Annotated in this window: 12 protein-coding genes; 4 read left to right on the top strand and 8 right to left on the bottom strand. The window is 64.0% G+C overall.

All coding sequences use genetic code 11. The annotated features are described in order from the left end of the window. Positions 1–18 precede the first annotated feature (18 nt). Genes R3E49_RS00455 through R3E49_RS00445 form a run of 3 tightly spaced genes read left to right on the top strand, consistent with a single transcriptional unit; the run spans position 19 to position 4,033 of the window. Positions 19–1,188, top strand: coding sequence for an amidohydrolase family protein (locus R3E49_RS00455; protein WP_371293253.1), 1,170 nt, complete (start codon positions 19–21; stop codon positions 1,186–1,188). Continuing rightward, complete coding sequence (locus R3E49_RS00450; protein ID WP_371293252.1) at positions 1,181–2,503, top strand: OprD family outer membrane porin; 1,323 nt, start codon at positions 1,181–1,183, stop codon at positions 2,501–2,503. Before R3E49_RS00455 ends, R3E49_RS00450 begins: the two co-directional genes overlap by 8 nt. A gap of 15 nt (positions 2,504–2,518) precedes the next feature. Then, positions 2,519–4,033: a hypothetical protein gene (locus R3E49_RS00445; RefSeq protein ID WP_371293251.1), complete on the top strand. Its 1,515-nt coding sequence runs from the start codon at positions 2,519–2,521 to the stop codon at positions 4,031–4,033. A 60-nt stretch (positions 4,034–4,093) separates the two neighbouring features. On the opposite strand, the gene fadA is transcribed toward R3E49_RS00445, so the two are convergent. From fadA to R3E49_RS00415, 6 genes are all read right to left on the bottom strand, one after another. Beyond that, positions 4,094–5,269, bottom strand: a complete 1,176-nt coding sequence (gene fadA, locus R3E49_RS00440; protein WP_371293250.1) for an acetyl-CoA C-acyltransferase FadA — start codon at positions 5,267–5,269, stop codon at positions 4,094–4,096. A 27-nt stretch (positions 5,270–5,296) separates the two neighbouring features. After that, positions 5,297–7,444, bottom strand: coding sequence for a fatty acid oxidation complex subunit alpha FadB (fadB, locus tag R3E49_RS00435; protein ID WP_371293249.1), 2,148 nt, complete (start codon positions 7,442–7,444; stop codon positions 5,297–5,299). Positions 7,445–7,630: 186 nt separating this feature from the next. After that, the gene (locus R3E49_RS00430) at positions 7,631–9,490 is read right to left on the bottom strand and encodes an SLC13 family permease (RefSeq protein ID WP_371293248.1); all 1,860 of its coding nucleotides are present in this window, start codon (positions 9,488–9,490) and stop codon (positions 7,631–7,633) included. Positions 9,491–9,506: 16 nt separating this feature from the next. Further along, positions 9,507–10,454 (bottom strand): haloalkane dehalogenase, encoded by a 948-nt coding sequence (locus R3E49_RS00425; protein ID WP_371293247.1) that lies wholly within the window; start codon positions 10,452–10,454, stop codon positions 9,507–9,509. Then, a complete protein-coding gene (locus tag R3E49_RS00420; RefSeq protein ID WP_371293246.1) occupies positions 10,451–11,428 on the bottom strand; it encodes a PA2778 family cysteine peptidase in 978 nt (325 codons plus the stop codon). Before R3E49_RS00420 ends, R3E49_RS00425 begins: the two co-directional genes overlap by 4 nt. Further along, a complete protein-coding gene (locus R3E49_RS00415) occupies positions 11,425–11,799 on the bottom strand; it encodes a PA2779 family protein (protein ID WP_290742169.1) in 375 nt (124 codons plus the stop codon). The genes R3E49_RS00420 and R3E49_RS00415 overlap by 4 nt, the downstream gene beginning before the upstream one ends. A gap of 169 nt (positions 11,800–11,968) precedes the next feature. On the opposite strand from R3E49_RS00415, the gene R3E49_RS00410 reads away from it, so the two are divergent. Then, positions 11,969–12,685 carry an NUDIX domain-containing protein gene (locus R3E49_RS00410; RefSeq protein WP_371293245.1) on the top strand — a complete coding sequence of 239 codons (717 nt, stop codon included), beginning with the start codon at positions 11,969–11,971 and terminating at the stop codon, positions 12,683–12,685. Positions 12,686–12,721: 36 nt separating this feature from the next. On the opposite strand, the gene R3E49_RS00405 is transcribed toward R3E49_RS00410, so the two are convergent. After that, a complete protein-coding gene (locus tag R3E49_RS00405; RefSeq protein WP_371293244.1) occupies positions 12,722–12,907 on the bottom strand; it encodes a hypothetical protein in 186 nt (61 codons plus the stop codon). Positions 12,908–12,959: 52 nt separating this feature from the next. Then, a complete protein-coding gene (locus tag R3E49_RS00400) occupies positions 12,960–14,198 on the bottom strand; it encodes a ribonucleotide-diphosphate reductase subunit beta (RefSeq protein WP_371293243.1) in 1,239 nt (412 codons plus the stop codon). Positions 14,199–14,242 lie beyond the last annotated feature (44 nt).

Raw genomic sequence — 14,242 nt, 5'->3', positions numbered from 1 at the left:
ATCCCGGAGTTGGACGCCATGACCGCATTTCTGAAACCTTCTCAACAGCTCTCCCTGCGCACTGTGGCCAGGGCGCTGGCTGGCGGCTCGCTGCTCACCCTGCTGGCGGGCTGTGTGGCCCTGCAGGAAACTACCGACGATCCCGTGGCGGCCCTGCCCAAACCGCAGCGAGACCTCGCCTCATTCGCCCTGCCGCCCGAGCAGCAGGCCTGTTTTGATCGCAGCAGCGAGACCTACACGCCGGTGGTGGATGCGCACTTCCACCCACGGCCCTTCGGGGGGGCGGCGATTCCCCCGCAGGAACTGTTCGGCTACTTCGACCAGTTGGGTGTTCGCTTCGTCAACTATTTTGGCATCGGCCAGATTCTGGAAATGGACTCCGGGTGTACCTATTACCTGGACTGCCCCGGTGTGCGAGCGATGCCCAGCATCAAGAATGACTTCGTCAACGGCATGGAGGCTGTCGCCTACCCCAACGACAACCTGAATATCGTCCTCTCGATGACCTTCATGGATCTCGCGCATCCCGAGAACGTGGTGGAGACCATTGAGCTTTACGACCGGGAATACCCGGGCATGTTCGCCTGGGCCGGAGAGCTCAATGTGGTCAAGCAGGCGCTGCTGGGCAATCTGCATGAGCCGGCCACGCTCGAGTCCATTGATGCCTGGGCGCCGTTCATGGCGATCCTGCAGGAGCGCAATATCCCCGTAACGCTGCACTCGGACCTGGGCAACGATGCCAATCCGACGGAGTTCCTCTACCTGATGGACCATATCCTGGAAACCTACCCGGAGAACCCGATCGTGTGGGCGCACATGGGCTTGTCCAAGGAATTGACCACGATGGATCCCAACCGGCATGTGGCGCTGATGAAGGAGCGGCTGGACGCCTACCCGAACCTGATGCTGGATATTTCCTGGGACGTGCTGTTCAACGCCTACCACCAGTGGGGTGATATTTTTGTTGATTTCTTCAATGCCTACTCCAGCCGTATTCTCCCCGGCTCTGACTTCGTGGCGGCGGATGCCAAGGAGTATGCCAATTATGCGAAGGAACTTGAGGTCACCAGTCGCGCCTTGCGCGCGCTCGACGACACGGCGTTCCGCAATATCGCACTGGGTGAGAACTACTTTCGCCTGATGAAGCTCGACTATCACGCTCCCATGGTGTGCGCTGCGAGTGAGTAAGGTGCCAGCCGGTTGCGGGCCGCGCGCCCGCGCTGCCAGGGCCCTGTGCTGCGGTGCGCTGCTCGCTGCCGCGCCGGGCCTGTCTGCGCAACCCGAACATGGGCGCCTGGACGACGAACCCAACCAGCAGAGTGGCGTGGTGCCGGTAATCGAGGCACACCGCGAGCGCTCGTCGTTCCTGGACGGCAGCAAGCTGGTGCTCCGTCCGCGCAGCTATCTGCTGGACCGGAACCGCGACTCTGGCAAGGACAGTGTCGGCCTCGCCCTCGGCGGTGCGCTGGCCTACCAGTCTGGCTGGTGGCTGGACCGGCTGCGCTTCGCGGCGACGGGCTACACCTCGCAGAAGCTCTACGGGCCCAGCGACAAGGACGGTACCCTGCTGTTCAAGCCCGGCCAGGAATCGTTTTCCGTGCTGGGCGAGGCGAACGTGACACTGCGCCTCGCGGAAGACACGGGCATCCGGCTCGGCCGCCAGAGCCTTGAGCTGCCCTACCTCGGCAGTCACGACATCCGCATGGTGCCGAATACCTTTGAGGCGCTGGCCATCGGCAATGTGGCGGATACCGGCCTCGCCTACATGGCGGGCTACGTTGACCGCATCAAGCGCAAGAACGACGACGACTTCGTCAGCATGTCCGAGGCGGCCGGCGCGGCGGGGAGCGACGAGGGTCTCGGCTTTGCCGGCGCCCGATACAAGACCGCCGCCGGGGGAAACCTCGGAGCGATCTACCAGCACTCCCTTGAAACCTTCAGTACCCTCTATGCCACGGCAGAGTATCCGTTCGTGCTGGATAACGAAACGACGTTGAAGGCCTTCCTGCAATACACTGACCAGGGCAGCCACGGCGATGCCCTGATCGGTGACTTCGACACCTCCATGGTGTCAGCAAAGCTGGAGCTGCGGCGCGGGCTGTGGGCCTGGCGACTGGCAGCCAGCAGCACGGATGATGAAAAGGGTATACAGAAACCCTACGGCAACCCCGCCAACTACCTGTCGGTGATCGTTGACGATTTCGATCGCGCCGGTGAGGATGCCTGGCTGGCAGGTCTCTCCTATGACTTCCAGCGTGTCGGCGCGGGCGACCTCAGCCTGTTTGCCAATGTGGTGTCGGGTGACACCCCAGACTCGGGGAGCAGCGCCAGCCCGGATGAAACCGAGTACGATCTGACGCTGGATTATCGCCTGCGCGAGAGCTGGGCAGAGGGCTTGTGGATGCGCGTACGTGGAGCCTACATCGACCAGGATGAAGACCTGGGCGGCGACGACTTTTTCGATTTCCGCATTATTCTGAATTACGAATTTGACCTGCTTTAGCAAGGACATGCCACTATGAATAAACCGTTGTGGGGCGTTGCCCTGGCCTGTTCGCTCGCCCTCGCGGGGTTGGTCTCACCCGCATCGTCCGCCGGGGAATCGCAGTTGAGCGTCGAGGAGGAAATTCGACAGCTGCAGGCATTGCGCAACGAGCTGGAGCGCAAGACACGGGAGTTCGACCAGCGCATTAAGGCGTTGGAAGCACGCCTGCAGGACATGCCGGGTGAGGGCGCTGATGCAGCGCAGCAGTCGGTCACCGTAGTACCGGCACTGGCATCCGCCCCGGAGGAAACGCCGGCAGTTGCGGGTATCGCCGAGGAGGAAGCGCCCGAGACCTGGGGCCGCTTCGAACCCGGCAAGGGGTTTGTGCTGGCCCGCACCGACATGGGTGAGCTGGATTTCAGCGCGTTCACCTACGCGCGCTACCTCAACCAGAAGGGACTGGACAGCACCTACACCGATGCCTTCGGTCGCACCACCACGCTGGATTTACGCAACGACATCCAGTTCCAGAAGCTGACCATGAACTTCAAGGGCTGGTTGTTCGACCCGAAGTTCCGCTACCTGTTCTACACCTGGACGGCGAATACCAGCCAGGGAGACGGTGCCCAGGTGGTTGTCGCGGGTAATCTCGGTTATCAGTTTGACGAGGCGTTTTCGCTGTATGCCGGTATCGGTGCGCTGCCCTCCACGCGTTCGACCAACTACACCTTTCCCAACTGGTTGAAGAACGATCACCGCACCATCGCCGATGAGTTCTTCCGCGGCTCCTACACCACCGGCCTGTGGGCTTCCGGTGCGCTGTCACCCACCGTGGGCTACCGCGCTATGATCGGGAACAACCTGAGTCAGTTGGGTGTTAATGCCGTGCAGTTGGACAACGAACTCAACACTTTCTCGGGAGCCCTTTGGTGGATGCCGACGACCGGTGAATACGGCCCCGGCCAGGGTTTCGGGGATTATGAGTACCACGAAGAGGTCGCGACGCTGTTTGGTGTGCACTTCACCCACAGCCGCGAGGATGCCCAGGGGCAGTCCGAGGTCGAAGGCTTCGAGAATTCCCAGATTCGCCTCTCGGATGGCACACGGATTTTCAGTGAGGATCCCTTCCTCACGGGGGGTAACGTGCGCAAGGCGACCTATGAAATGCTGGCCTTGAACGCGGGCTTCAAATACCGGGGCCTGTCGCTGGAGGGCGAATATTACTACCGCAAGGTGGATGACTTCGTCGTGATTGGCGAAATACCGGTCACCGAGCTGGAAGACCAGGGTTTCCAGCTGCAGGGTTCGGCCATGCTGATTCCCAAGGTGCTACAGGGCTATGCGGCGTATTCCTACATTGACGGGGAGTACGGCAACCCCTCGGACGTCAGCCTGGGCCTGAATTACTTCCCGATGTCGCGGCGTGAGCTGCGCCTGGGTGTGCAGGCTCTGCGTCTGAATGATTCCCCGGTCGGTTACAGCAGCGTGCCAATGGCCCTCGGTGGCAACGGCTGGGTGTTCTCCACCGACGTTATTCTCGCGTTCTGATCCGTCCGGAAAGTGGCCGTCGCCCCTTGCAGGCGGCGGCCACCCCCGGTACCGGCGCGGTTAGACCCGCTCCACCACGGTGGTGATGCCCTGGCCCAGGCCGATGCACATGGTGGACACGCCCAGCGTCAGGTCGCGATCCTGCATCACGGTCAGCAGTGAGCCGGTAATGCGTGTGCCGGAGCAGCCGAAGGGGTGCCCGAGGGCGATGGCACCGCCGTGCACATTCACCTTGTCTTCCATGTCATCCAGCAGGTCGAGGTCCTTGAGCACGGGCAGGGCCTGTGCCGCAAAGGCCTCGTTCAGTTCCACCATCTCAATGTCCTTGATGGTCAGGCCGAGCCGCTTCAGCGCTTTCTGTGTGGAGGGCACCGGGCCATAGCCCATGATGGACGGGTCGACACCGGCGAGAGTCATGGCGCGGATGCGTGCCACCGGCTCAAGGCCCAGCGCCTGCGCGCGCTCCGCGGACATCACCAGCATGGCAGACGCACCATCGGAGATCTGCGACGAGGTGCCCGCGGTGACGGTGCCACCCTGGGGGTTGAAGGCAGGCGGCAGGCTGGCCAGTCCTTCCAGCGTGGTTTCGGGGCGGATGGTTTCATCCTGCTCAATCAGCGCCAGCGCGCCTGAGGCATCGTGCCCCTCAACGGGAATGATCTCCCGGGCAAACTTGCCCTCCACCGTGGCCTTGTGGGCCAGCTGGTGCGAGCGCAGGCCCAGCTTGTCCTGGGCCTCACGCCCGATGCCGTGCATCATGGCCAGGTACTCGGCGGTCATGCCCATCATGCCCGCCGCCTTGGCCACGTTCAGGCCCAGCTTCGGGTTGATGTCCACATCGTCCATCATGGGCAGGTGACCGAGGTGTTCCACCCCCCCCACCAGGTACACGTCGCCAATGCCGGCCATGATGTTGGCCGCAGCCGTGTGCAGGGCCGACATGGAAGAGCCGCAGAGCCGGTTGACGGTCTGGGCGGGAATGGTGAACGGCAGCTGCGCACGCAGGACGATATTGCGTGCCAGGTTCATGCCCTGTTCGCCGCGTTGCAGCACGCAGCCCCAGATCAGGTCGTCGATTTCGTCGACGTCCAGTTTGGGGTTGCGGGCCAGCAGGCCACGAATAACAGCGACGGACAGGTCGTCCGCGCGCACGTTGCGGAAGCAGCCATTCTTGGAGCGGCCCATGGCGCTGCGGGCGAAGTCGACGATAACGGCGTCTCTTGGATTCAGACTCACGATAATTCTCCTGTTGTCACCCGGTGCTCAATAGTAGGTTTTGCCATCGGCCAGCATGGCCTGCATGCCGTCGGTGAGTTCGTAGGACTTGCCCAGGTGGGCAAACTGCTTCGAGGCGTCGGCGATGAAGGCAAGGCCCACCGTATCCATCCAGCGGAAGATGCCGCCGCGGAAGGGAGGGAAGCCCAGACCGTACAGCAGCGCGAGGTCCGCCTCTGCGGGCGTGCCGACGATGCCTTCCTCCAGGCAGCGAGCCATCTCTGTTGCCATCGGCAGCATCATGCGGGCGATGATTTCTTCCTTGGAAAACTCCGTGCGCTCAGCGGCGACGGGAGCCAGCAGGCGGTAAACCTCCTCGCTGGCGGTTTTCTTCGGCTTGCCGCGCTTGTCCGGCACATAGTCGTAGAAGCCTTTACCACTCTTCTGGCCATAGCGCTCATTTTCGAACATCACCTGGCCCGCAGGCTTGAAGTCCAGCTGCATGCGGTCAGGAAAGCCCTCCGCCATCACCGCAGAGGCATGCACGCCGGTATCGATGCCCACCACGTCGGTGAGATAAGCCGGCCCCATGGGCCAACCCCAGCGCTCCATGACCTTATCGACGGCCTGGAAGTCGGCCCCGTCGCGTACCAGCTTGGAGAAGCCATCGAAATAGGGGAAAAGTACCCGGTTGACGAGGAAGCCGGGGCAATCCTTCACTACGACGGCTTTCTTGCCCATCTTGTTGGCGTAGGCGACTGTCCGGGCGACCGCGCGGTCTGAGGTTTTTTCACCGCGAATCACCTCCACCAGGGGCATGGCGTGTACCGGATTGAAGAAGTGCATGCCGCAGAAGTTCTCCGGCCGCTGCAGCGCTTCTGCGAGGTGGGTAATGGAAATGGTCGAGGTATTGGACGCCAGAATGGTGTCTTCGCCGATCTGTTTTTCGGTTTCGGCCAGCACGGCGTGTTTTACCTTGGCATTCTCCACCACCGCTTCCACCACGATGTCGACCGCGTCGAAACCGGTATAGGTCAGTGTGGGGTCGATGCTGTTGAGCACATCGCCCATCTGCGCCGGCGTCATCTGTCCGCGCTCTACACGCTTGGACAGCAGCTTGTTGGCTTCCGACAGGCCCAGATCGAGGCCGGCCTGGTTGATGTCCTTCATCAGGATGGGGACACCGCGGTAGGCGGACTGGTAGGCGATGCCACCGCCCATGATGCCGGCACCCAGTACTGCGGCACGCTGAACTTTACGGTCGGCCTGTTTTTCCCAGTCCCGGGCCTTCTTGCCCAGCAACTGGTCGGAGAGGAATACGCCCACCAGCGCGGCGGCCACCGGTGTCACGGCGAGCTCGGCAAAGCCTTCGGCCTCGACCTTGAGCGCGTCCTCCAGGCCCATGCCGCGGGCTTTTTCGATGACATCAACGGCCTTTACCGGTGCCGGGTAATTCTTGCCGGCCTGCTGCTGCACCAGGGATTTCATGGTAAAGAAGGCCATCATGGCCTCGGTATCGTTGAGCGGCAGTGGGCTGCTTTTCGCCTGGCGGCGACCGGCATAGTCCAGCTTGCCGGCGATGGCGTGGTTCAGTGTGGACAGTGCCACCGCACGCAGTTCCTCGGGTGCGGCGACCGCATCGACGGCGCCCGCCTTAAGCGCCTTGTCCGCGCGTTGTTCAGTCGCGCCGGCAATCCAGGTGGCCGCCTCGTCGACGCCGATGATACGCGGCAGGCGCACGGTGCCACCCCAGCCGGGCAGGATACCCAGTTTGGTTTCCGGCAGGCCGACCTTGGCGGCCGTGCTCATGACCCGGAAGTCGCAGGCCAGGCAGATTTCGAAGCCGCCCCCCAGCGCAAACCCGTTGATGGCAACACAGCTCGGGAAGGGCAGATTCTGCAGGCGGTTCAAGTTGGCATTGTTGGCCGCCGTGAAGCCCTTGATCTCCTCGGGGCCGGCTCCGAAGATGCCGGTGAATTCGGTGATGTCGGCGCCGACAATGAACACGGGCTTGCCGCTGGTCACCAGCAGGCCCCGCAGGCCGCTCTGTGCCTCCAGCGCGTCGAGCGCTTCGGTGAGGCTGTTGACGGTGGTCTGGTCGAATTTGTTGACAGACTCACCCTTCAGGTCGAAATGCAGCTCGGCGATGTCGCCGTCAAGGCGGGTCACGGTGAGCGCGTCACTCTGGTAGATCATGTCGCTGTCCTGTGTGGGATGAACGGGGCTGGCTGCGGCCTTTCCGGCGCCGGGCCAGAGTCGATGCGAGGCGCCATTGTAGCGGTGAAAGCCGCAGGCGTGAACCGCAATGTTAACGCTGATAACACTGAAAAGCCATCGCCTCTCGCGCCCCAGCAGGGGCCGCTTGCCGGGCATCCCGCGGCGCTACAACGGCCAGACGATGAGCAGCAGCGGCAGGCTGACGGCGACCACCAGGGCTTCCAGCGGTAGCCCCAGGCGCCAGTAGTCGCCGAAGTGAAAGCCGCCCGGACCCAGAATCAGGGTGTTGTTCTGGTGGCCAATGGGCGTGAGAAAGGCGCAGGAGGCGCCGATGGCGACAGCCATCAGGAAGCTGTCGGGGTTTACCTCCAGGGCAGCCGCGGTGCCCAGCGCAATCGGACACATCACGGCGGCGGTGGCCGCATTGTTCATCAGGTCGGAGAGGAACATGGTGGTCACCAGTATGATGCCCAGCACCAGTATGGCGTTGCCCTGGGCCACCGACGTAAGCAGGAAGCGCGCGATCAGGTCTGCGGTGCCGGTTGAGGCCATGGCGCCCGCAACCGGTATCAGGGCCGCCAGCAGCACAATAACCGGCCAGTCGATGGCACTGTAGACCGAGCGCGGTGGCACCGTGCGCAGCGCCATGGAGGCGAGTACGCCGAGGGCGAATGAGATGGCCGCGGGCAGCAGCCCGAAGGCTGCGCCGCCCACGGCGAGCGTCATGATGACCGCTGCCATGACCGCCCTGCGCGGGCTGGGGATGCGCAGGTCACGCTTGGCCAGCGGCACGCAGCCGAAGTCACTGGCGAATTCCGAGGTGGCGTTCAGCGGACCCTGGATCAGCAGCAGGTCACCCGGTCGCAGGGGCAGGGCGCGCAACCGACTGCGGGAGCGGTGGCCTTCGCGGGATACGGCCAGCAGGTTGAGGCCGTAACGCGTGCGCAGCTGGATGTCTCTGGCAGAGCGCCCGACGGCTGCGGCGGCCGGCATGACGGCGAGCTCCGTCAGTACAATGTCCTCCCGCCTGTCCCCTTGCTCGCCCTCGTGCTCGACCTCCTCCTGCGCTTCGCTGTTGGGTGCGGCGGCTTCCGGCCCGCCGCTGTCACCGGTTGTGGACTCTGTGGCTGCCGGTTTCACCGATTCCTCAAGCTTCAGGTCCAACCGCGCCAGCACCTCTCCCAGGGTATCGGCGTTGGTTTCCAGTACCAGAATGTCATTCCCGCGGATCTGCCGGCCGCCGTAGGGGGTGTGCAGGCGCACCTCATTGCGAACCAGGCCGACCACCTGGGCGCCGGCATCGTCGAGCGCCGCTTCCACCTGTCGCAGGCTCATGCCTACGGCTTTGCTGCTTTCCGGGACACGTGCCTCGGTGAGGTAGGCCCCGGTGTCGAAATCGCCCGCGGCCTGCTGCTTGCGCGCCGGTACCAGACGCCAGCCCAGCAGCACGATAAACGCCACGCCGCAGAGCGCGACCGCCAACCCCACGGGTGTGAAGTCGAACATGGCAAAGGCATTGCCGCCGGCCTCGGCACGAAAACCGGAGACGATCAGGTTGGGTGGTGTGCCAATCATGGTGGTCATGCCACCGAGTATGGTGCCGAACGCCAGCGGCATCAGTGTCTGTCCCGGCGGCAGGTTGTGGCGGCGGGCCATCTGCAGGGCGACGGGCATCAGCAGCGCCATGGCGCCCACGTTGTTCATGAAGCCCGAGAGCAGCGCACCCAGCCCGACCAGTGCCGCCAGGCTGACCAGGGGCCCGGCACTGGCGGGCAGTGCGCGTCGGGCGATCACGTCCACGGCTCCCGTGGCCTGCAGACCGCGGCTAAGCACCAGCACGCAGGCCACGGTGATGACAGCGGGGTGACCGAAGCCGCTGAATGCCGCGTCTGGCGTCACCAGGCCGGCGAGCACACAGGCCAGCAGGCTGCCCAGGGCGACCATGTCATGGCGCCACCGGCCCCAGAGGAACATGCCCACCGAGGTCAGCAGTATCAGCAGTATCAGGCCCTGGTCGACACTCATCGCGACGGGTGGCGGATCAGCCTGGCTGCACGGAAGGCAGACTGTCGACGGTCTGCGCCACAACGGCGGCCAGGGCCTCGCCCTGTTCCTCCTGCAGAAAGTGCCCGGCGCCGGCTATCACCGGGTGCTCGACGCCACGGGCGCCGGGAACCCGCCGCTGGAACACCGGGGCCCAGGCGGCGGTCGCCGGGTCGCTGTCGCTGAATGCGGTGATGAAGGGCTGCTGCCATTGGCTCAGGAAGGCCCAGGTCTGGCGATTTTCAGGCGCGCCGGCCATATCGGCGTGAGTGGGTATCAGGCTGGGGAAAACCAGTGCACCGGCTTTGTAGCGCGGGTCCGGAAACGGCGCATCATAGGCCGCCAGCACGTCCGGGCTGAGTGGGGTACAGGAGACGGCGGCTATCACCCCGGACACATCGAGGTCATCGGCGTCCCGGGTGGCTGCAACCCATTGCTCCACGATCTCGCCCGGCCAGGGTGCGACCCCGTTGGGGGGTGGCTCACAGCCGGGCAGCAGGGTGTTCGCGGCCACCACCGCGCAGAAGCGCTCGGGCATGCGGGCGAGCAGAGACAGGCCGATGGGGCCTCCCCAGTCCTGACAGACCAACACTGCACCGGTAACATCCAGCGCACACAACAATTCACCGACCTGCGCGACGTGGCCGGCGTAGCTGTAGGCACTGCGTGCCGTGGGTTTGTCTGAGCGACCAAAACCAATCAGGTCCGGGGCGATACAGCGCAGTCCACGGCTGCTGAGTGCGTGGATCATGTGCCGATAGAGAAAGCACCAGCTGGGCTCGCCATGCAGCAGGAGCACGATGCGTCCGTCGCGCGGGCCCACATCCAGGTAGTGCATGCGCAGTTGCCCGTGGCGCTGATCAGACACCATCTGGTAATTCGGTGCCCAGGGAAAGCCGGGGAGATGGTCGAAACGGTGATCAGGCGTACGCAGAACGTCAGTCATGGCCGTGTGGGATCCTGTGTGAGTGCCCGGCAATGCTCCGGGTCGTAGCTGACCTGTGCGCGCTGGCGCGCGATGTCCGCGGCGGTTTGCCTTACGGCCTCCGCAACGGTTGGAGAGAGCGCCGTGGTTGCTTGCTGTGCCGGGGCGATCAGCCTTTCTGCGCTGACCGGGCAGCCCGCCTGTAACAGGAGGTCGGCGAAATTGTTGCGCGCTGGTAAATGCTGCGGCGATTGCATCAGCAGTGTGCGGTAGCGCTGCGCAGCGCCTTCGGTGTCTGCGTTCGCGCGGCGGGCATTGGCCGCCGCGAACAGCAGGTTCGGATTGTCTGGCCAGCGTGCCAGTGCTGCGTCCCAGATGGCCGCGACCAGCGCCGGCTCGAGCAGCGCCTCCTGCCCGGCAAGTTCACGTGCCAGGTTGTCGGCCGAGCCACTGGCTGGAATCTCCCCGGGGCGGGGAATGACCAGGCCCCAGTAGTCGGCATAGGCCCAGCTGGTGATGAACTGGCTCCAGCGCTCCAGCCGACGCTGTTCGGCCCCCGAGCGCAACAGCACACGTTGAGTCTCTGGCTGGTAGCCCACGACCACCGCGTAGTGCCAGCGCGGCAGCCACTCCCGCCCCAGATTCTGTAACACCAGTACCGGATTGCCGGCCTCAAGCTCCTCGAACAGTGCTGCGGGACGACCCTGCAGGGTGAATGGGATACGCCCGGAACGGCGCGTGGCGGCCAGCAGTTCCACTTGCAGGCTGCCGCCGCGGCCGGGCAGATAGACCTGCGGCACCAGGGCTTCCGGGGTGATGGCCACACCGCTGTGCACCAGCAGGGTGGCCAGTGCAGCGGGTCCGCACTGATACGTTTCCTGTGGAAAGAACGGCACTGTGGTGAGTTCGCTCGCAGCCTCGTCTGGCGGTTGGGCGGTGATCGTGGCGCAGGCGCTGAGCAGGGTTACCAGCGCGAGCGCCGCACTGCGAATCAAAGCTTACTGAAGACGTTGGTGACCCCGATCAGTTCCAACACCAGCAGCACCAGGAAGAGCGCGCCGAGCACTCCCAGCGCACCGCTGCCGGCGGGCAGCGCGTCCAGCTGTTGCGCCAGCTGCTGCAATTCGGCGTCGGACAGGGCGTTGATGCGCGCAAGGGTGTCTGCGGGGCTTACGCCCATCTCCAGCATATGCTGTTGAACGGTGTCGCTGGCCAGCGTGGCGCTGATCTGCGCCAGTTGCTCGCTCCGGCTCTGGTCGGCCAGGTGTTCTGCCGTGCCGATGATGGCGGCCTGCGCCGTTCCCACCGTGCTTGCCACCAGAAACGCGGTAATCTGCAACAGTACAAGCAATCGTGACGTCAGCATGTCGTATCCTTAGTGGAATGAATTCCGCTGTGAGTATAGGCAAAAACCGCCGCCCGGGTAAGGAAAATGCGTGCTTCCCACCGCGGGGCGACTTCGGGCCCCGCCGCGGCAGACCCGGCGGAAGCAAGCGTTTATACTCAAGAGTCGAGGCTTACAGGAGACCAGTGAATTGACGAGAGTGCCAGAAGGGCAGCCTGCAGCGGGCAAGACACAGGTGCCCATACGCGATGCGGCCACCGTGATTCTGGTGCGTGATCGCCTGTCACAGCCGCGGGTTTTGATGGGCAAGCGAGGCTCCCGCGCCGTTTTCATGCCAAGCAAATTCGTGTTCCCGGGTGGCGCCGTGGACCCCGCCGATGCCCGTGTGCCCATGGCGGGCCGGGTGGGGCCGGTGTGCGCACGCCGGTTGGCCGAGGCTGCTCCGCCGGAGCGGGTGCACGCCCTGCAGGCTGCTGCCGTGCGGGAAGTGTGGGAGGAATCCGGCCTGCTGCTGGGCGCGCCCGGTGACTGGCAGGGCACAGTGCCCCCGGACTGGGCCGACTTCAGTGCCAGGGCGCATCTGCCCTGTGCCGGCAACTTCCGTTACGTGTTTCGGGCAATTACCCCGCCGGGCGCGCCCCGACGGTTTGATGCACGTTTTTTTCTGGTTGATGCCGGCGCCGTTGTAGGTGACCCGGACGACTTTTCATACGCCTCTGACGAGTTGTCAGAATTGCAGTGGATTGACCTGGAGCAGGCCCGCAGCCTGGATCTGCCGCTGATTACCGAGGTGGTGCTGGGTGAAGTGGCCGACATCGTTACCCTGGAAGGGCCCCCGGAGTGCGTGCCCTGTTTCCGCCACGATGACGAGCAGCTGGAGATCCTGCGCCGGCGCGGCATGCGTTAGGGCGTCTGGCGAGTGGCTGCCCGATGCCGCCTGACGTCAGTGCAGCACCCGATCCGGGCGCATTTCGGCCTGCAGCTCGCCCTGCTTGGCCGTTGACTGCTGTTGTACGTATTTGCGCAGCCGGGTCACGACACTGCTCATCACATCAATGGTCTGGCTGATCTGATCCAGTGCCATGAGGACTTTTTCGCTGTTGCGCTGTGCTTCGTCTTGCTGGTCCATTGGCAGTCCTCGGGTACGGGGGCGACTCGCAGGCGGGCCGCCCCCGGGGTGATCAATCCCAGTTCAGCGCGCCGCCGGTCTGGTACTCGATCACACGGGTTTCAAAGAAGTTCTTCTCTTTGCGCAGGTCCATGATCTCGCTCATCCACGGGAAGGGATTCTGCACCCCCGGGAACTGCTCTGGCAGGCCAAGCTGCGAGAGGCGGCGGTTGGCGATAAAGTGCAGGTACTCTTCCATCATGGCCGCGTTCATGCCCAGCACGCCGCGCGGCATGGTGTCCCGCGCGTATTCGATTTCCAGCTGTGTGCCTTCCAGAATCATCTGAATCACTTCCTGCTGGAAGGCTTCGGTCCACAGATGGGGGTTCTCGAGCTTGATCTGGTTGATCACGTCAATGCCGAAGTTCAGGTGCATGGACTCGTCGCGCAGGATGTACTGGAACTGCTCCGCCACGCCGGTCATCTTGTTGCGCCGGCCCATCGACAGGATCTGGGTGAAGCCGCAGTAGAAGAAGATGCCTTCAGTGACGGCGTAGAACCCGATCAGGTTGCGTAGCAGGGTCTGGTCGTTCTCCACGGTGCCGGTCTTGAAACTGGGGTCCGACAGGTGATGTGTGTGACTGAGGCTCCAGGTGGCTTTCTTGGCCACGGAGGGAACCTCGCGGTACATGTTGAACACCTCGCCCTCGTCCATGCCCAGTGACTCGATGCAGTACTGGTAGGCGTGGGTATGGATCGCTTCCTCGAAGGCCTGGCGCAGCAGGTACTGACGGCACTCGGGGTTGGTGATCAGGCGGTAGATGCCCAGCACCAGGTTGTTGGCGACCAGTGAATCGGCCGTGGAGAAGTAGCCTAGGCTGCGTTTGACGATGCGCCGCTCGTCCTCGGACAGGCCGTCGGCGCTCTTCCAGGTGGACACGTCCGCCGTCATGTTGATCTCTTGTGGCATCCAGTGGTTGGCGCAGCCGTCGATGTACTTCTGCCAGGCCCAGTCGTATTTGAAGGGCACCAGCTGGTTGAGGTCCGCTCGGCAGTTGATCATGGCCTTCTCGTCGACTGACACCCGCGCTGCACCCATCTCAAGCTCTTCCAGCCCGGGTGCGACATCCAGCGCCTCCACGGCGCGCGCGGCGGCGGCCACGTTGGCCGCGGCCGTCGGTGCCACGACAGGAGCCGTGTCCTCCACAGCGGCGACGGGCGTGGCCTCCAGCGCCGGCGGCGGTGGTGGTGCCTTGGCCGGTGCCGGTGCTGTTTGCGTCTCGTCCTGGTGGTAGTCGTCCCAACTCAGCATGTACTGTTGTCCTTTTGCCGTCTCTGTTGTTTCAGGATATCTGT

The organism is Haliea sp. (genome assembly GCF_041395985.1).
In the GTDB taxonomy this organism is placed as follows: Bacteria; Pseudomonadota; Gammaproteobacteria; order Pseudomonadales; family Halieaceae; genus Haliea.
The sequence above is the reverse complement of the archived record's forward strand: the minus strand, read 5'-3'. Positions and strand labels throughout refer to the sequence as shown.

Coding starts and splice junctions, on each gene's coding strand:
- R3E49_RS00455 (WP_371293253.1), top strand. CDS start 19: ATGACCGCATTTCTGAAACCTTCTCAACAGCTCTCCCTGCGCACTGTG.
- R3E49_RS00445 (WP_371293251.1), top strand. CDS start 2,519: ATGAATAAACCGTTGTGGGGCGTTGCCCTGGCCTGTTCGCTCGCCCTC.
- fadB (WP_371293249.1), bottom strand. CDS start 7,444: ATGATCTACCAGAGTGACGCGCTCACCGTGACCCGCCTTGACGGCGAC.
- R3E49_RS00430 (WP_371293248.1), bottom strand. CDS start 9,490: ATGAGTGTCGACCAGGGCCTGATACTGCTGATACTGCTGACCTCGGTG.
- R3E49_RS00425 (WP_371293247.1), bottom strand. CDS start 10,454: ATGACTGACGTTCTGCGTACGCCTGATCACCGTTTCGACCATCTCCCC.
- R3E49_RS00415 (WP_290742169.1), bottom strand. CDS start 11,799: ATGCTGACGTCACGATTGCTTGTACTGTTGCAGATTACCGCGTTTCTG.
- R3E49_RS00405 (WP_371293244.1), bottom strand. CDS start 12,907: ATGGACCAGCAAGACGAAGCACAGCGCAACAGCGAAAAAGTCCTCATG.
- R3E49_RS00400 (WP_371293243.1), bottom strand. CDS start 14,198: ATGCTGAGTTGGGACGACTACCACCAGGACGAGACGCAAACAGCACCG.